Origin of the sequence: Candidatus Endoriftia persephonae (assembly GCF_023733635.1) — a bacterium.
In the GTDB taxonomy this organism is placed as follows: domain Bacteria; phylum Pseudomonadota; class Gammaproteobacteria; order Chromatiales; family Chromatiaceae; genus Endoriftia; species Endoriftia persephonae.
Genome location: NZ_CP090569.1, coordinates 1,453,065 through 1,469,828, shown reverse-complemented (window position 1 = coordinate 1,469,828; position 16,764 = coordinate 1,453,065). Strand labels below are relative to the sequence as shown.

Here is a 16,764-nt window from a genome sequence, read left to right as displayed (position 1 = left end):
AAATCATTCGATCACCCTGACGACTCCAATCCATGCGGCATCCCAAACTGCAGCAATCAGATCAGCCCCATTATTAACGACTAAGGAGCCTCTGCTTAAGTCTGAACGAAAGCGAGCGACGATTTCCCGCCTCCCCAATGGATTGGGTATACTCGCCCTTTTTTCAGATCAGGCAGGCAGAAAACCATGCAACTCTCCACATTGACCGCAGTCTCTCCGGTGGACGGGCGTTACGGCAGCAAGACCGATGAGCTGCGCCCTATCTTCAGCGAATATGGCCTTATCCGTCACCGGGTGCTGGTGGAGGTGCGCTGGCTACAGGCACTGGCGGCGGCCGATGAGGTCAGCGAGGTGCCACCGCTCAGCGAGCATGCCAACAAGATCCTCAACAATATCGTGCTGAATTTCAGTGAAGAGGATGCCCAACGGGTCAAAAATATCGAGCGCACCACCAACCACGATGTGAAGGCGGTGGAGTACTTCCTAAAGGAGAAGATCGCCGGCAACGACGAGCTGGAGGCGATCAGCGAGTTTATCCACTTCGCCTGCACCTCGGAGGACATCAACAACCTCTCCCACGCGCTGATGCTGCGCGAGGGACGCGGCCAAGTGCTGCTGCCGCAGATCGACGAGGTGATCGAGGCGGTCCGCGCCCTGGCCCACGAACTGGCCGATACCCCGATGCTCTGCCGCACCCACGGCCAGCCCGCCTCCCCCTCCACCATGGGCAAGGAGATGGCCAACGTGGTCTACCGGCTGCATCGTCAGCGCGAGCAGATCGCCGGCCTGCAGATGCTGGGCAAGATCAACGGCGCGGTGGGCAACTACAACGCCCACTTCTCTGCCTATCCGGAGATCGATTGGCCCGGCTTTGCGCAGCGCTTTATCGAATCACTGGGCCTCGACTGGAACCCCTACACCATCCAGATCGAACCCCACGACTACATGGCCGAGCTGTTCGATGCGGTGGCGCGCTTCAATACCATCCTGATCGACTTCTGCCGCGACATCTGGAGCTACATCTCGCTGGGCTACTTCAAGCAGAAGACCATCGCCGGCGAGGTGGGCTCCTCCACCATGCCGCACAAGGTCAACCCGATCGACTTCGAGAATGGTGAGGGCAATCTGGGCATCGCTAACGCCCTATTCGGCCATCTCACCGCCAAACTACCGATCTCCCGCTGGCAGCGGGATCTGACCGACTCCACGGTGCTTCGCAACCTCGGCGTCGGCTTTGCCCACACCAGCATTGCACTGCAATCGATCCTGCGCGGTATCAGCAAGCTGGAGGCGAACCGCGAGGCAATGCTGGCCGACCTGGAGGGCAACTGGGAGGTGCTGGCGGAGCCGATCCAGACCGTAATGCGCCGCTACGGGGTGGAAAAACCCTACGAGAAACTGAAGGAGCTGACCCGCGGGCAGCGCATCACCCCAGCGCAGCTGGCCAGCTTCATCGATGGCCTGGAGATCCCCGATGCGGCCAAGGCATCGTTGAAACAGTTGACCCCACAAGGCTATATCGGAAATGCGACCGAGCAGGCAAAACGTATTTGACTGCCATCATAGAGAACCAGGACCTTGATCAAGGATTGCTTGGACTTTGTGAACCAAAGCACGGTTTCACTTGGAGAATTTAGTTCATAATATCTCTGCAGACGGTAGCCGATTGGCTTGTCCTCCCGCTCGTGTCCGCAATACGAGTCGCTCGGTCCGTCTGCATTCAAACCCGGCCTACCGCCCCCCAGCCTGGTATGCCGGGTTTTCTTTTTTCTGCAGTCGGGCCTGGATCACATCCCAGGGCAAAATCAGAACTCACTTCCTGCTGATCGATCCCTAACCTGGGTCTATAATCCCATCCTTCTCAGGCAGGATTTGTCCCATGCAGCAGCTCAACTTCCCCAACGAGATCACCCCGAAAAGCTTCCTGAAAAGCTATTGGCAACAGAAGCCGTTGCTGCTGCGCCAGGCCCTACCCAAGTTTAAGTGTGGCCTGGATGCGGATGAGCTAGCCGGTCTCGCCTGCGAGGCGGATGTGGAATCCCGCCTGGTGCTGGAACGGGGTAAGACCCCTTGGGAGGCACGCTTCGGCCCCTTCACTGAGGCGACCTTTGCCGAGCTACCGGAGAGCCACTGGACCCTGCTGGTACAGGATGTGGACAAGCATCTGCCACCAGTTGCGAGTCTGCTCGACTACTTCCACTTCATCCCCGACTGGCGTCTCGACGATGTGATGGTCAGCTATGCTGCGGATCAGGGCTCGGTCGGCCCCCACATCGATGACTACGATGTGTTCCTCTATCAGGCCAAGGGACGGCGGCGCTGGAAGATCCACTACCAGCCAGTTTCGGAGGAGGATTTTATCCCCGGTCTCGACCTACGCATCCTGCCCGATTTTGAGGCGGAGGAAGAGTGGCTGCTGGAGCCCGGTGATCTGCTCTATCTGCCGCCCAATGTTGCCCACTGGGGGGTAGCCGAGGGCGACGACTGCATCAGCTGCTCGGTGGGATTCCGCGCCCCCGCCTACCGCGAGATGGCCAACGCCTGGTGCGAGGCACTGGGCGAGCAGCTCGCCGCTGAAGGGCGCTATAGGGATCTTCCCATGACGCCACAACAGGCCAGCGGTGAGATCCTGCCAACTGTTGTGGAGGAGGTCAGCGCCAGTTTGCAGCGGATGCTGCAGACAGATGACGAGTTCAAACGACGCTGGTTCGGCCGTTTCATCAGCGAGAGCAAACCAAACCTGCAGCTGGAACCCCGCCAGACACCGCTCTCCCCCGCCGCCTTCCACGAACGCTTTCGACAGGCGTCGATGATCCATCGCAACGCATACTCGCGCATGCTGTTCAGTCGCGGCAGCCAAGGCCAGGACAGCCTGTTCGTGAATGGCGAAGAGTATCAACTCCCCTCTGAATCAGGGGACTTTCTCGCCATCCTCACCCATCATCGCTTGCTCCACTTCGGCTATCTGGAGAACTGGCTGGAACAGCCCGACTGCCTGCAGCTTGTGTGTGACCTCTACAATGACAACCACCTCATCTTCGACGATGAGTAGCACCCAGTTTCAACTGCGGCAGGCCGATTGGCCAGCGAGTGCGGAGGCACTCAAACAGCTCCGCGAGACGGTCTTCATCAAGGAGCAACAGGTGCCGCCCGAACTAGAGTGGGACGGTCTCGACGAGACGGCACTGCATCTGCTGGCAGAAACCCCGGACGGTCAGCCCATCGGCTGTGCGCGGCTACTTCCCAACGGGCAGATCGGTCGCATGTCGGTGTTGCGGTCCTGGCGCAATCAGGGAGTCGGCAGCGCAATGCTCAGAGAGCTGCTTCAACTCGCCGAACAACAGGGTTTTCCAGCCTGCTTTCTGCACGCCCAAACCCACGCAGTCGCTTTTTATCGACGATTCGGCTTCCACCCAGAGGGAGAGATTTTCATGGATGCGGGCATTCCCCATTTGAGCATGCGGCTTGATAAGGAAGATTAATAAGGAAGAAGAATGATCATACTGGCACCGGAAACCACACCGACAGCTGACGCCTATCAGCTCGGCGCAGAGAGCGGCCTGATCTCACTCACCTCGGTAGATGAATTCGCCCAGTTTGCCTTGAACATGGCGACACAGGCGCATCGCACCATCGATATCTTCAGTCACGACCTGGATCATCCGCTCTACGACCAGAGCGACTTTGTTGTGGCGATCAAAGAGCTTTCGTTGCGTAGCCGCTTCTCGCAGATCCGCATCCTGCTGCAGAACAATCGCACGATCCGCCGCAAAGGCCATCGACTGGTTCATCTGGCTCAACGCCTCACCTCCAGCATCGAGATCCGCCGGCCAGGGGAACCGCTCCTCAAGGCACTGGAAAACTTTCTGCTAGCGGACGAATATGGCTACATCCACCGCAAGATGGCCAGCTACTACGAGGGCCGCTGTGATTTCAATGACCGCCTGCGGGTCGCGCAGCTGGCTGAGCGCTTCAACGAGGCGTGGGAGAGCGGTGAACCGGACCGGGAGCTGTTGCGACTCTATCTTTAAGATCCAATCGCTATACTGCCTGTGACTGAACAAGTTGAAGGCAGACAATCCTGATGACCCGGCGATGGATACTACTATTCCTGGCGCTTTTCTCCCCGTTGAGCGGACGGGCCGAGCCCGCGATTGAGTTTGTGCCGCTGATGCACCAACCGGCACAGACACTGATCCCGATGCTTGCACCCCTGCTCGGACAGGACGCACTGATCAGCCCGGCAGGCACTGGTCTGCTGCTCAAGGCAGAGACTGCACGGCGGGCGGAGCTTATCAGACTGATCGGAGAGCTTGACCGGCCTGCAAGACGACTCCTGCTCCAGCTAAGCAACGTCAATCCTGCTGGCAACCAGCATACTCACAGCTATCGCACCCGCTCCCGCTGGAGCCGGCCACTGCAGCTGCAGACGCTGGATGGGCATCAGGTCTATATCAGCCAACAGGAGCGCCGGAGGCTGGATCGGGGTGGCGCGCTGACAGTGGTTGGCCCCCTGTTTGGATTTTCCCACCAGGCAAATTACCAACAGTTACAACGTGGCCTTATACTCACCCCTCGAGTGGTGGGCGATAAGATCCGAGTCGAGATCAGCGCATGGGCTTCGCAGCCAGCAGGGCTCAGCGGGGATTCCGTTGGCCTGCGTCTGATCAGCGTGATTGAGATTGAACCAGGCCAGTGGAGTGCGATTGGCGGCTCGGGGCACAACGTGAGTGAATCGGCCCGGAGTGGCGGCCTGCGAGGATCTACCCGGTCACGCAGAGAGCAGACATTCTGGCTGAAGGTTGAGCTGCTGCCCTAGGAGTCTAGGGCTGGCGTGATCTTCTGCTTGTCGTTGGGCTGTTGGCTGATATGGTTTTCCTCGATCAGGTAAGAATCGATATCGACTGCAGCCTGTGCATTGTAGGCTTGTACGAAGCCCTCTGAGGAAAGCATGATGCGCGACGCCTCACTTGAACAACCCCGTGACCTTGGCAACCACCAGCATCTGCACAAACAACCCTTCTAATTCCTTCAGAAAACACTTTCGGAAAGCCTCGATTTCGCTCCATTATTGTTCGCATATTTATATTTTACTGGCTCCGCGGATTAAATTCGACAGACTACCTAGCCCTCTGCAAGCCAGCGCTGCCGCAGCTGTTCCCGGTTCAGTTGAAACCACTGCAGGGCAATGATAATACTGGTGGAGTTGGCCCGTCCGCCATAGAGTTCGGCAAGCGCCTGATCAGCATCCATCACCACCACCCGGATATCCTCACCCTCATGCTGAAGCCCATGCACCCCACCCGCGGCTGAGGCATCCACTTCTCCACAGTAGAGATCGATTCGGTCTACCGAGAGACCGGGGCTCACCATGAATTGGGTGATATGCTCAAGCCGCCCAACCTGACAGTTGGCCTCCTCCATCGCCTCACGCCTGGCCACCTCTGCCGAACTCTCTGCCTCCCCGACATAACCACCGACAACCTCCAGCACCCAAGGTGGCTTTACCGCTCCCAAGGCGCCGATGCGGAACTGCTCGACCAGAATCATTTGATCGCGGTGGGGGTCGTAGAGCAATACCATCGATGCTCTGAGCTGTTCAACTCGCTCACGCACCAACTCACGGCTCTCACCCCCTTCGTAGAGCTCATGCCTGAGACGATAGCGATTGAGTTTTAGAAAGCCATCGTAGACCCGTTCTGAGTCCACTATTCGATAACCATATTTCATAAACGATAGAGTCTCCTTGGTGCCAGTGAAAAGGGTGTCAAGCAGCATCCGCCTTTGAAAAACTGAGCACCAGTCGCGCCGCCATGAATTTAGATCCCAATCATCTACCAATCGGCTTCCCAAACTGAAGGGGCAATCATAAAACACAATAAAAGAATGAAAAAAGGCATTGACCGATCCGGCAATCAATACTATATAAGTATTTAATTATTTACTAGTCGAGGTGCACTATGAAAGACATGCTCTCCCTGACCTGCGAGGAATTCCGGGAAATCTCAGAGACCAATCCCAATGAGGTCGAAATTATTGTAGAGATGCTTATCGAGGCTGAAGTGGAGCTCTGCAAAGAGTCCAGTTAACAGCAAACCGACCTTCGCCCCGAACCGACCGCAAAAATTGCGGTCGGTTTATTGCGTGATACTGGACCAATCTCCCAGATTTCCCCGCCCGATTGATTATCATTTAACCGGCTACGTTGCAGTAACCGCAAAGGTATGAAGATATGGCCTATCTGGAATGGGATAAATCGCTCGACACGGGCATTAACGTAATCGATCAGCAACACCAGCGAATCGTCGACTATATCAACCGCTTGCAAGCAGCTATTGAGTCTTGGGATCGAGACGAGATCAGCGACGTATTCCAGGAACTCATTGATTACACTGAGACCCACTTCGCCTTTGAAGAGAGCCTTCAAGAACAGGCTGGTTATGAATTCTTGACCGGGCATCAGCGTATTCATCAACTTTTCATCAAACGCCTGTCCGGGTTTCACTCCCGATTCGAGCAAGGTGATCCTGCTGCTGCCACGGAAGTATCCGCCATGCTACGCACCTGGCTGATCAACCACATCAAAACCGATGACAAAGACTACGTTTCTGTCGTTCAGGGTACTATTAGGCAAGAGAAGAAGGGCGGCTGGCTTGGTAAACGACTGAAGAAATTTTTTGGCTAGAAGCCCCTGATGGATTGAAATGAGCTTTGCTACCTGCTGTTTCATATCCGTTACAAAGACTTGCTGGACACGCATAATCTGTCCTCTGTGCTTAGAAATGGTTTCTACTAATATTAGCAAATGCAGTCGGCTAACGCTTAGTTAATGACATTGCAGTAAGGGTGAATCTAGTTTAGCCGACTATCAGGCCCGAAAATGACGATCATGACATCACTATATGGCCTTGGGAAGGCAGTCTCATCAACACCGACGGCCTTCACCTCGCTGAGGTCCTCCTGCTCACAGGCGCCGTCCACAAGTGGTGGAGCATGCACCAGATCGTATCATCACTGACATTGAGGTGTGTGGCAACAGCGTTGACTGGCATCTGTCTGAACAGAGTGATCACCAGCGCCTCAAACCGCTCTGAGTAAATCCTGTCTGAGAGCGACCTGTGTTGTCTTACCGCACTGCTTGCAGCGTACTCGTGGCAGGTCGACATGAATGTAGGCTTCGTGCTGAAAAAAGTTGAGGTGGCACCACATTCTCGGCTTGGTGGCATGGGCTGCCTGGCCTTCGCCCCGCAAGACGGGCAGGTGAAGCGGCTTCCATGCTTGAAGCATACCTTGAAGTCGATTCGACTCTTATCAGGATCAAACTCAACACTCTGAACCTCCCAGGGAGCAGGCAATCCAACGGTGCGGTGAACAGGTCAGTAGGTTTCATTGAGGGAGTCGCTTCCAGTGGTTCAAAAAATGATCATGGCAGTAACCAATCAAGTTACCCACACAATCTGCAATATAAGCCTAAAATATATACTGCTGCTCCTATTATTAGACCTATATACAAGGCCAAAGTAATAAGAAATCCTACGATGCCTACAAACTCAGGTAACATACAATCCGCCGGAATAATAATGGCCAGTTACATCAAACCCCTAATCTACTCAGCGCTTATTGGGATCCTTCTTTACGTGCTGATGACGATATATGCCGGCAAAGATAACATCCTATCTGCATTAACAAATCTCACCCCACTCGCATTAATTATCATTCTTGGTTTATCAATATTCAACTACATTATCCGCTTTGCTAGATGGAACTGGTATGTCAATCAATTCGGGCATCACATCCCCGCCAACAAACACATTCTCTATTACTTTTCAGGCTTTTCCCTCACAACCACGCCAGGTAAAGTGGGTGAAGCCATTCGGTTCGTATACTTAAAAAGGTACGGCATAAGCCTTACAAAAAGCCTTGCCGCACTATTTGCTGAAAGATTCTCTGACTTGCTTGCAATGTGCATTCTTGCCGGCTTCGCTGCAATTCACTTCGACAAGTATAAAAATATCGAGATCGGAATAGTCGCAATAATCTCTCTCGCACTTTTAGTGCTACAGAGCAAACGTACAATTGAATATTCAGAAGCAGCTCTGACTCCATCACCCCATACAAAATTATCAGTTTTTGTTAAAAAAGCATTCCAAATGATCCATTTATCAATGCCGCTATTAAAATCCTGGATATTGGCTGGAGGCCTTCTTCTAAGTCTCCTATCCTGGGGTGCGGAAGGATATGCATTTTATTTCATAACACAACTTATGGACATATCAGTCACCATCTGGCTAGGCATTGGCATCTATGCAATCAGTGTTCTCATAGGGGCTCTTTCATTTATTCCCGGCGGCCTTGGCAGCACCGAGGCGGTTATGGGATTCCTGCTAGTCGCTGCCGGCGCCTCACCAGGAGATGCTGTTGCCTCAACAATCATTTGCCGCGTATCCACCCTGTGGTTTGCGGTATTCATTGGCTTAGTGTGCATGAGCTGGTTGGAATTGAATGAACCATCTCTTCTAAAATTCAGAAAAAATAACGAGACCAACACAAAATCTTGACGCGACTCAGTACAACCCCAAAAACCTTGGCTTCTGTTAACAATCTTGCGCCATCTACAATAGCAGGACACCTAATGAACACAACGCCAAACAAGCAGAGTTACCCACTCCCACTATTTGTAGACCTTGATGGAACACTTACTAGGAGCGACATTCTTTTTGAGTCTTTTTTTGAGCTTGTAAAAAGCAATCCACTTTATGTTTTTTTAGTGCTTTATTGGGCAATAAATGGGAAAGCATATCTGAAGCAGAAAATTGCAGATAAAGTAGACATTGACGCATCAATCCTGCCTTACCAAAGCAACCTGGTTGAGTATCTGCACCATGAATACACCACAGGAAGAAAAATCTATTTAGCAACAGCATCAAATAAAAAATATGCACAAATAATTGCACAGCACTTTGGTATATTCACGGATATAATCGCCAGTTCAACAAACATAAACATGTCAGGAAAGAGGAAACTTGCCGCCATAAAAGAAGTCGTCGGGGATGGAGAGTTTGAATATGCGGCCAACTCAATGGTCGACATGCCCATCTGGGAACACTCACAAACTTGCATTTTGGTCAATCCCAGCCGTAAAACAGAGCGGCTTGCAAAGCATAGATTTATCGTTACACATATCTTCAAGGATCAACCGGCCAATATAGGACGCTACTTTAGCGCTATTAGAATCCATCAATGGATGAAAAATATCCTTCTATTTTTACCATTATTAACAGCCCACAAGATAAACGAAGCCGGACTCATTGTTGACACGCTATTCGGTGCAATAGCTTTCAGTTTTTGCGCTTCATCTGTTTATATTTTAAATGACCTCCTTGACCTTAGTGCAGATCGAAACCACTCGCGCAAAAGGAAGCGGCCATTTGCATCAGGCGACATTCAACTGTTACATGGCGTATTGATGATACCGGTACTACTGCTTCTCAGCCTGTTGATTGCCGCCTTTCTTTCAGAAGAATTCCTGGTAGTACTAATATTTTACTTTCTGGTTACTCTCGCATACTCATTCGCATTGAAACGAATTGTCCTGATTGATGTACTTGTTCTGGCAGGACTTTACGTAATTCGCGTTATTGCAGGCTCTGCAGTCTCCGGCATCTCATTATCATTCTGGCTTCTTGCATTCTCAATGTTTATTTTCTTGAGTCTTGCCCTTGCCAAACGCAGCGCAGAACTTGTATCACTACGGAGAGATGAAAAGAACAATACCGTTGGCCGCGGGTATATTGTTCAAGATCTTGACTACTTACATAGCATGGGAACTGCAAGTGGATATATGTCAGTCCTAGTAATGGCGCTATACATTAATAGCCCAAATGTAATGGCACTGTATCCTAATCCGGAAATCATATGGCTTATCTGTCCCACACTACTCTATTGGATCAGTCGTGTCTGGCTGAAGACCGGTCGCGGCGAGATGCCCGATGACCCCCTCGTCTTTGCATTTAAAGACAGACAAAGTCAAATTCTTAGCGTCATCGTTGCGATTATCACAATTTCAGCAACAAACATAAGCTAATGAAAAAAATTCAATCCTGGGGAAAATTCCCAAAGACAAAACACTCCGCATGTAATTTTGTTTGGCGAAACGGTATGTTACCGCAACCAGCCAGAGACCACGGTACTATTTTACCTTTCGGCAACGGCCGAAGTTATGGTGACAGTTGCCTTAACCACAACGAAACACTGGTATTAACAAGAAAACTAAATCACTTTATCTCATTCGACCCATCCAGTGGAATTCTATGCTGCGAGTCAGGCCTTTTACTATCTGAGATACTTCGTCTCATTATTCCACAAGGGTGGTTTCTTCCGGTAACACCAGGCACGAAACTAGTGACATTAGGAGGTGCAATTGCAAATGATGTCCACGGAAAAAACCACCATAATGCCGGCACCTTCGGCTGCCACGTCATTGAATTTGAACTATTAAGATCAGACAAAGGCCGCTTGATTTGCTCACCAAGATCCAATAAAGACTTATTTTCCGCAACAATTGGAGGTCTAGGATTAACAGGAATAATAACCTGGGCAAAGCTTCGTTTACTACGCATCTCCAACCCCTTTATGGAGATTGAAAATATTCAATATACCAATCTCAATGAGTTCTTTGATTTATCACACGATTCAAATGATGACTATACATACACAGTGTCATGGCTAGACTGCATGGCGAAGGGAAAATCACTTGGCCGAGGCATCTTTTCCCGTGCAAATCACGCAGCACCATGTCTGGATAAAACACCATCCACACCATGCGATAAGACAATAAACTTTCCAATTGACGCCCCTCAGTTCTTATTAAATAGATTTACGGTAAAAACATTCAACCAACTTTACTACCACAAGCAACTCAAACCTGCCAAACAAAAAAAAGGATATTTTGACCCCTTTTTCTACCCCCTAGACAGCATTCACAACTGGAACAGGTTATATGGTAAAGCAGGATTTATGCAATATCAGTGCTTGATTCCATTTGAAGATGGCAATAAGTCTTTGGAAAGCATGCTCAAACTGATTGCCTCATCGGGATATGGATCTTTCCTTGCTGTACTTAAAACTTTCAGCGATATTAAATCCCCAGGCATGATGTCTTTCCCCAAAAAAGGAGTTACTCTTGCGCTAGACTTCCCCAATCACGGACAGAATATATTTACCTTACTAGACAAACTGGATTGCATAGTTAGAGACTCAGGAGGAAGCGTTTATCCTGCCAAGGATGCCCGAATGTCTTCCTGTAGTTTCCAACACTACTTTCCTCAATGGCAAGAGTTTCAGAACTATATTGACCCAATCTTCTCATCCAGTTTCTGGAGACGTGTTACCGGAGAACTCTCATGAAAAAAACAATCATTTTTGGCGCAACATCTGCCATTGCACAGGAAACTGCCAAAATACTAGCGCAAAATGGGCACGCGCTTTTTTTAGTAGGAAGAAATAAAGAGAAGCTAAAGATAATTGCTGATGATTTATCTGTTAGAGGGGCTCACAAGATAATAACTAGCACAGTAGATATCAACAATACATCTGAGCATTCAGCAATCATTCAAAATGCAATCGACGAGATGAATGGACTGGATATCGCATTAATCGCACATGGAACTCTATCAAACCAGAAAGCATGCGAAATTTCCTACACTGAAGCATATACTGAATTCAAGACGAACTGCTTAAGCGCAATATCACTTTTAACATTAATCGCCAACCACTTTGAACAGCAGGCCAGTGGCACCATCATTGCTATCTCATCAGTAGCTGGAGACAGGGGAAGGCAAAGTAACTATGTCTATGGATCAGCAAAGGCGGCTATCAGTATATTCCTCCAAGGACTCAGAAATCGCCTGCACAAAAAAAACGTGCGTGTAATCACAATTAAGCCGGGGTTTGTTGATACCCCAATGACAAAAGACTTTGAGAAGGGCATACTTTGGGCTGACCCCAGTGTCATTGCACAAGGAATCATCAAGGCGATTGAAAAAAAAATGGACGTTGTTTATCTACCATGGTTTTGGCGTTACATCATGGCAGTTATAAAACTCATCCCAGAGCGCTTATTTAAAAGGCTATCGCTATAAATCGCAGATAAAACCCTTCAGGTCATGCAGACACAGCCATGGAAATCAAGCTTAAAACATTCGACCAGTGGCTGGCATCCACCCTAAGTCACGGTAATTCGCCACAATTTATCTTTATTATAATTGGTGCTGTATATATTCTATTCCCAACCCAATACTGGAATTATGCAGATGACTCCATCCGCTGGGCATATGAAATCTCCATTGACTCTGGAATCATCAATACGCATCACCTGTATTTAAATATACTTCGCCCAATCTATCAGTTTTCATCCAACACCTTCACCATCGACCCCCTTACTTTCCTCTCACTATACTCCAGTATATTCGGCATAATTGGGCTTTTTTTTCTAAACAAAATTTTAATTGAGACCACCAGCAAGGATATCGCCTTACTTGGTGTAATTTTCTGCGCCACAAGCGCCGGCTATTGGTCCTATTCCATAGTAGGGGATAATTACATACCAGCTGTAGCTCTGATGCTAGGCGGCTTCTATTATCATTTCAAAACACTAACCCTTTTTGGTAAAGGGCGTTATATTTCCAGCCTGGCTGCATCAATTGCATTCTTCATAGGCATGATTCTGCACCACCAAGCCCTCGCCATCATTGTTGTTGGGCTTTTCCCAGGAACCCTCATCGCCACCCAATTTCCGATTCAAACCAGACTAAAATTTGGAATCATTGCACCAGCACTTACTGGAATAATCACAATTGGGATATATTTATGCGTATACGCTTATGACACTGAGCGCAACCAACTTCAAACACCTACTGAATACATGGCAGGTTACGCAGAAACCTTCAAAAAAAACCCTGACATGAAAAGTTTATCGATAAAGTCTCTTGCTAACGCAGCCATGGGTATTGGTAAAAGCCTTTTGTCGAGCAATTTTATTTTTTCATCCAATTCTATTATAGACTCCCTTCAAAAGAGATTTCCGTACCGACATATACACCCCTACCCATTTTTAGTTCACAGCCTGGGGACTTCAACATACAGCATCATTGTTGTATCCATTTTTATATGCACAATAATGCTATTGATTCTAATACCAAGTGGCGGCTACCTTGGTCTAACAAGTCAATCAATCGCCACTTCTATCTTCACAGCATCGTTTGTGCAAATGACTTTCTTCATATGGTGGGAAGCAATCTCAGATGAATTCTGGATCTGGTTCCTACCTATCGCGACGATTGCAATATCAATAGCTATCGCAAGAAAGCTCAATCATCCAAGAGTTATCTACACTCTATTAATCATACCCTTGATGGCCAGCACCTATCTTGGTTCCATCAATATCTATCAAGACAAATCCAACGACCTTGACCTTGTAAATAAATCATTTGTCTACGATTTAAAAGAGCATGATTTACTGATCGCAATGGACGAAATAATTTCACTCAACAGGAATCGTCTCGCAAGAATCAACCAAGGGTTCAATTACTTCAATATTTTTGTACGTGCTTCAAAAGGAAAGCAGCTCGACATTAACCTGCTAAAAGAATTGATCGCAGATACCAACAGAAATGGAGGAACCATCTATATCGGCCCATATGTTTCCACACCGCCGAAATCCTACATCGAGTTAATCAACATGAACAACCCTGACTTTATTAACGAATACACTACAATCATTGGAATAATAAACAGTCAGGACAATTTAAAGGTCAAATGGATAGAAGCCAAGGTCGCACCAAGTAAGTATTTCGGCTCTCTCAGTCCCCAAAAAACCGATCAGAATTAGCACGGGCCCTCCATTAGCTACCGCGAGGCAGGCCGGACATCAACCCCAGAATTTACAGGCAGAAAGTGGGCTGGGTTTAAGCTATAAGTATCATACTTAGGATTCTCAGAGTTGAATCCTATAGCTTTGAAACAATGCACTCAAAGCATCCAACCTATTTGTTCTTTTACGAGGGTATCCACCGTTGCTCAATTCCTACCGCACACACTCAGCAGAGCGCGCAAAAGAGGGCATTCCTCCACTCCCCCTCAGCTCTGAGCAGACTGCAGAACTGGTAGAGTTGTTGAAACGTCCTCCTAGTGGGGATGAAGCTTTTCTACTGGAGCTGATTTCAAACCGAGTACCTGCTGGTGTCGACCAGGCCGCCTATGTAAAAGCAGCGTTCCTGTCTGACCTGACCAAGGGTGCATGCAGCTCGCCATTAATTGATCGGATCAAAGCAACACAGCTACTCGGCACCATGCTCGGGGGTTATAACATCGCCCCACTGATCAATGCACTGAATGACGCCCAACTAGCACCCACTGCCGCCACTGCGCTGAGTACTACCCTGTTGATTTTCGACGCCTTCCACGATATTAAGGAAAAGGCCGATGAGGGCAATTCGCACGCCCAGGCAGTTCTGCAATCCTGGGCCGACGCGGAATGGTTCAGGCGCCGTCCAAAACTGCCTGAGAAGATAACATTGACGGTGTTCAAGGTGCCCGGCGAAACCAACACCGACGACCTCTCGCCCGCCACCGAGGCTTGGTCGCGCCCTGACATCCCGCTACACGCCAACGCCATGCTGCAAAACCCCCGCGAGGGCCTGGAGGGCAAGCCGCTCGAGATCATCGCCGAGCTGAAAAAGAAAGGTCACCCGCTGGTCTATGTAGGGGACGTGCTCGGCACCGGTTCCTCACGTAAATCTGCCACCAACTCACTGCTTTGGCACACCGGCGATGACATTCCTAATATCCCCAACAAGCGCGCTGGCGGCTTCTGCATCGGTGGAAAGATCGCGCCGATCTTCTTCAACACCCTGGAAGATGCCGGGGCCCTACCGATCGAGTGCGATGTCTCAAAGATGGCGATGGGGGATCAGATTGACATCTACCCCTACGAAGGGGTAATCCGCGCGCACCATACCAATAAAACCATCAGCACCTTCAAACTCAAGACTGAAGTGCTGCTGGACGAGGTTCGTGCGGGGGGACGCATCCCGCTGATCATCGGGCGCAGTCTCACTGCTCGGGCCCGCGAGGCCCTCGGACTGCCTGCCTCCGATATCTTCAAGTCGCCAGTGACGGCAGAAGAGAGCACCAAAGGCTACACCCTGGCACAGAAGATGGTGGGGCGGGCCTGCGGCCTAGATGGAGTGCACCCCGGCAACTACTGCGAACCACGCATTACCACCGTCGGCTCACAGGACACTACCGGCCCAATGACCCGCGACGAGTTGAAAGACCTGGCCTGTCTCGGCTTCTCCGCAGACCTAGTGATGCAGTCTTTCTGCCATACCGCTGCCTACCCCAAGCCGGTGGACATCAAGACACAGCACACACTGCCCGACTTCATCTCCTCCCGCGGTGGGGTCTCGCTGAAACCCGGCGACGGCATCATCCACTCCTGGCTCAATCGTATGCTGTTGCCCGACACAGTAGGCACCGGCGGCGACTCTCATACCCGTTTCCCGATCGGCATCTCATTCCCCGCTGGTTCCGGCCTGGTGGCCTTCGCCGCCGCCACAGGAGTAATGCCGCTGGACATGCCCGAATCGGTGCTGGTGCGTTTCAAAGGAGAGATGCAGCCCGGTATCACCCTGCGCGACCTGGTCAACGCCATCCCCTACCAAGCGATCCAGGATGGCCTACTGACGCTGGACAAAGCGGGCAAGAAAAATGTCTTCTCCGGCCGCATCGTCGAAATCGAGGGGCTGCCAGAGCTCAAGGTGGAACAGGCCTTTGAGCTCTCCGACGCGACCGCCGAGCGCTCAGCCACCGGCTGCACCATCAGGCTCGACAAGGCACCAATCATCGAATACCTCAACTCCAACATCACTCTGTTGAAGTCGATGATCAGCAACGGATATCAGGACGCCCGCTCCCTGGCTCACCGAGTCGAGGCGATGGAGGCCTGGCTTGCAAACCCGGAACTGCTGGAAGCCGACGCCGACGCCAAGTACGCGGCAGTGATCGAGATCGATCTGAACAAGATCAAGGAGCCGATCCTCGCCTGTCCCAACGACCCCGACGACGTCAAAGTGCTCTCCCAGGTGGCCGGCACGAGTATCGACGAGGTCTTCATCGGCTCCTGCATGACCAACATCGGCCACTACCGCGCCGCAGGCAAGGTGCTTGAATCAGCGAGCAGCATCCCTACCCGGCTGTGGATCTGTCCGCCAACCCACATGGACGAACGCCAGCTGGTCGAAGAGGGTTACTACAGCATCTTCGGCCGTGCCGGTGCGCGCACCGAGATGCCAGGCTGCTCGCTCTGCATGGGCAACCAGGCGCGGGTCGCTGATGGCGCCACGGTAGTCTCCACCTCCACCCGCAACTTCCCCAACCGACTCGGCAAGGGGGCGAATGTCTATCTCGGCTCGGCGGAGCTGGCGGCAGTCTGTTCGATCTTGGGGCGAATCCCGACGCTGGCGGAGTATCTGCAGCAGGTCGGCAATCTCGAACCGATGGCAGATGAACTCTACCGCTATCTTAACTTTGACCAGATGGATGAATACCGGGAGCAGGCTGTCCAAGTCAAACTGCAATAGCTGGGCAAGCCGAAATTTGACCTGGAGTAATCATTAGCCAGTCGAAGAGCGTTTTTCCATGTTCGCTACGGCTACGGCTTCAGCCGGACAGGCTGCCTGCCGCGCATAAAAAAACCCGCCACCG

General features: G+C 50.8%; 16 protein-coding genes. 12 read left to right on the top strand and 4 right to left on the bottom strand.

The genetic code is table 11. The features are described 5' to 3' along the window. Positions 1-186: 186 nt before the first annotated feature. The 5 genes from purB to L0Y14_RS06665 all read left to right on the top strand — a co-directional run bounded on the left by purB (position 187) and on the right by L0Y14_RS06665 (position 4,819). Positions 187-1,554 (top strand): adenylosuccinate lyase, encoded by a 1,368-nt coding sequence (purB, locus tag L0Y14_RS06685; protein WP_005963775.1) that lies wholly within the window; start codon positions 187-189, stop codon positions 1,552-1,554. Between the two features lie 325 nt (positions 1,555-1,879). Further along, positions 1,880-3,052: a cupin domain-containing protein gene (locus L0Y14_RS06680; protein ID WP_005963773.1), complete on the top strand. Its 1,173-nt coding sequence runs from the start codon at positions 1,880-1,882 to the stop codon at positions 3,050-3,052. Further along, complete coding sequence (locus tag L0Y14_RS06675) at positions 3,045-3,482, top strand: GNAT family N-acetyltransferase (protein ID WP_006474104.1); 438 nt, start codon at positions 3,045-3,047, stop codon at positions 3,480-3,482. Before L0Y14_RS06680 ends, L0Y14_RS06675 begins: the two co-directional genes overlap by 8 nt. A 12-nt stretch (positions 3,483-3,494) precedes the next feature. Then, positions 3,495-4,031 carry a DUF7931 domain-containing protein gene (locus tag L0Y14_RS06670; RefSeq protein ID WP_005963769.1) on the top strand — a complete coding sequence of 179 codons (537 nt, stop codon included), beginning with the start codon at positions 3,495-3,497 and terminating at the stop codon, positions 4,029-4,031. 53 nt (positions 4,032-4,084) lie between these two features. After that, positions 4,085-4,819, top strand: a complete 735-nt coding sequence (locus L0Y14_RS06665; protein WP_040818873.1) for a hypothetical protein — start codon at positions 4,085-4,087, stop codon at positions 4,817-4,819. Here the strand turns inward: L0Y14_RS06665 and L0Y14_RS06660 are convergent. After that, the gene (locus tag L0Y14_RS06660; protein WP_006474102.1) at positions 4,816-4,953 is read right to left on the bottom strand and encodes a hypothetical protein; all 138 of its coding nucleotides are present in this window, start codon (positions 4,951-4,953) and stop codon (positions 4,816-4,818) included. The genes L0Y14_RS06665 and L0Y14_RS06660 overlap by 4 nt on opposite strands. 171 nt (positions 4,954-5,124) lie before the next feature. Further along, a complete protein-coding gene (locus L0Y14_RS06655) occupies positions 5,125-5,730 on the bottom strand; it encodes an NUDIX domain-containing protein (RefSeq protein ID WP_006474101.1) in 606 nt (201 codons plus the stop codon). Positions 5,731-6,232: 502 nt separating this feature from the next. Here L0Y14_RS06655 and L0Y14_RS06650 point away from each other — a divergent pair. Continuing rightward, positions 6,233-6,685 carry a bacteriohemerythrin gene (locus tag L0Y14_RS06650; RefSeq protein WP_005964364.1) on the top strand — a complete coding sequence of 151 codons (453 nt, stop codon included), beginning with the start codon at positions 6,233-6,235 and terminating at the stop codon, positions 6,683-6,685. A gap of 256 nt (positions 6,686-6,941) precedes the next feature. Here L0Y14_RS06650 and L0Y14_RS16650 read toward each other — a convergent pair whose 3' ends face one another. Together L0Y14_RS16650 and L0Y14_RS16645 are read right to left on the bottom strand one after the other, a co-directional pair. Continuing rightward, entirely contained in the window at positions 6,942-7,166 is a 225-nt protein-coding gene (locus L0Y14_RS16650; protein WP_369126557.1) for a helix-turn-helix domain-containing protein, read from the bottom strand. After that, positions 7,081-7,287 carry a transposase family protein gene (locus L0Y14_RS16645; protein WP_083825118.1) on the bottom strand — a complete coding sequence of 69 codons (207 nt, stop codon included), beginning with the start codon at positions 7,285-7,287 and terminating at the stop codon, positions 7,081-7,083. The genes L0Y14_RS16650 and L0Y14_RS16645 overlap by 86 nt, the downstream gene beginning before the upstream one ends. Here L0Y14_RS16645 and L0Y14_RS06645 point away from each other — a divergent pair. The 6 genes from L0Y14_RS06645 (at position 7,275) to acnB (ending at position 16,640) form a co-directional block, all read left to right on the top strand. Further along, positions 7,275-8,558, top strand: coding sequence for a lysylphosphatidylglycerol synthase transmembrane domain-containing protein (locus L0Y14_RS06645; protein ID WP_006474100.1), 1,284 nt, complete (start codon positions 7,275-7,277; stop codon positions 8,556-8,558). The genes L0Y14_RS16645 and L0Y14_RS06645 overlap by 13 nt on opposite strands. Before the next feature lie 74 nt (positions 8,559-8,632). Then, entirely contained in the window at positions 8,633-10,084 is a 1,452-nt protein-coding gene (locus L0Y14_RS06640; RefSeq protein ID WP_050798755.1) for a UbiA family prenyltransferase, read from the top strand. Beyond that, on the top strand, positions 10,084-11,406 hold the full coding sequence (locus L0Y14_RS06635; RefSeq protein WP_005964373.1) for an FAD-binding oxidoreductase: 1,323 nt from the start codon (positions 10,084-10,086) through the stop codon (positions 11,404-11,406). The genes L0Y14_RS06640 and L0Y14_RS06635 overlap by 1 nt, the downstream gene beginning before the upstream one ends. Beyond that, positions 11,403-12,140, top strand: coding sequence for an SDR family oxidoreductase (locus tag L0Y14_RS06630; RefSeq protein ID WP_006474099.1), 738 nt, complete (start codon positions 11,403-11,405; stop codon positions 12,138-12,140). Before L0Y14_RS06635 ends, L0Y14_RS06630 begins: the two co-directional genes overlap by 4 nt. Before the next feature lie 38 nt (positions 12,141-12,178). Beyond that, positions 12,179-13,888 (top strand): hypothetical protein, encoded by a 1,710-nt coding sequence (locus tag L0Y14_RS06625; protein WP_005964382.1) that lies wholly within the window; start codon positions 12,179-12,181, stop codon positions 13,886-13,888. Positions 13,889-14,072: 184 nt separating this feature from the next. Beyond that, the gene (gene acnB / locus L0Y14_RS06620; protein WP_006474097.1) at positions 14,073-16,640 is read left to right on the top strand and encodes a bifunctional aconitate hydratase 2/2-methylisocitrate dehydratase; all 2,568 of its coding nucleotides are present in this window, start codon (positions 14,073-14,075) and stop codon (positions 16,638-16,640) included. Positions 16,641-16,764 lie beyond the last annotated feature (124 nt).

Coding starts and splice junctions, on each gene's coding strand:
- L0Y14_RS06635 (WP_005964373.1), top strand. CDS start 10,084: ATGAAAAAAATTCAATCCTGGGGAAAATTCCCAAAGACAAAACACTCC.
- L0Y14_RS06655 (WP_006474101.1), bottom strand. CDS start 5,730: ATGAAATATGGTTATCGAATAGTGGACTCAGAACGGGTCTACGATGGC.
- L0Y14_RS16650 (WP_369126557.1), bottom strand. CDS start 7,166: ATGTCGACCTGCCACGAGTACGCTGCAAGCAGTGCGGTAAGACAACAC.
- L0Y14_RS06660 (WP_006474102.1), bottom strand. CDS start 4,953: ATGCTTTCCTCAGAGGGCTTCGTACAAGCCTACAATGCACAGGCTGCA.
- L0Y14_RS16645 (WP_083825118.1), bottom strand. CDS start 7,287: ATGCTTCAAGCATGGAAGCCGCTTCACCTGCCCGTCTTGCGGGGCGAA.
- L0Y14_RS06645 (WP_006474100.1), top strand. CDS start 7,275: ATGCTTGAAGCATACCTTGAAGTCGATTCGACTCTTATCAGGATCAAA.
- L0Y14_RS06630 (WP_006474099.1), top strand. CDS start 11,403: ATGAAAAAAACAATCATTTTTGGCGCAACATCTGCCATTGCACAGGAA.
- L0Y14_RS06625 (WP_005964382.1), top strand. CDS start 12,179: ATGGAAATCAAGCTTAAAACATTCGACCAGTGGCTGGCATCCACCCTA.
- L0Y14_RS06650 (WP_005964364.1), top strand. CDS start 6,233: ATGGCCTATCTGGAATGGGATAAATCGCTCGACACGGGCATTAACGTA.
- L0Y14_RS06665 (WP_040818873.1), top strand. CDS start 4,085: ATGACCCGGCGATGGATACTACTATTCCTGGCGCTTTTCTCCCCGTTG.
- L0Y14_RS06680 (WP_005963773.1), top strand. CDS start 1,880: ATGCAGCAGCTCAACTTCCCCAACGAGATCACCCCGAAAAGCTTCCTG.
- L0Y14_RS06670 (WP_005963769.1), top strand. CDS start 3,495: ATGATCATACTGGCACCGGAAACCACACCGACAGCTGACGCCTATCAG.
- L0Y14_RS06640 (WP_050798755.1), top strand. CDS start 8,633: ATGAACACAACGCCAAACAAGCAGAGTTACCCACTCCCACTATTTGTA.
- purB (WP_005963775.1), top strand. CDS start 187: ATGCAACTCTCCACATTGACCGCAGTCTCTCCGGTGGACGGGCGTTAC.
- L0Y14_RS06675 (WP_006474104.1), top strand. CDS start 3,045: ATGAGTAGCACCCAGTTTCAACTGCGGCAGGCCGATTGGCCAGCGAGT.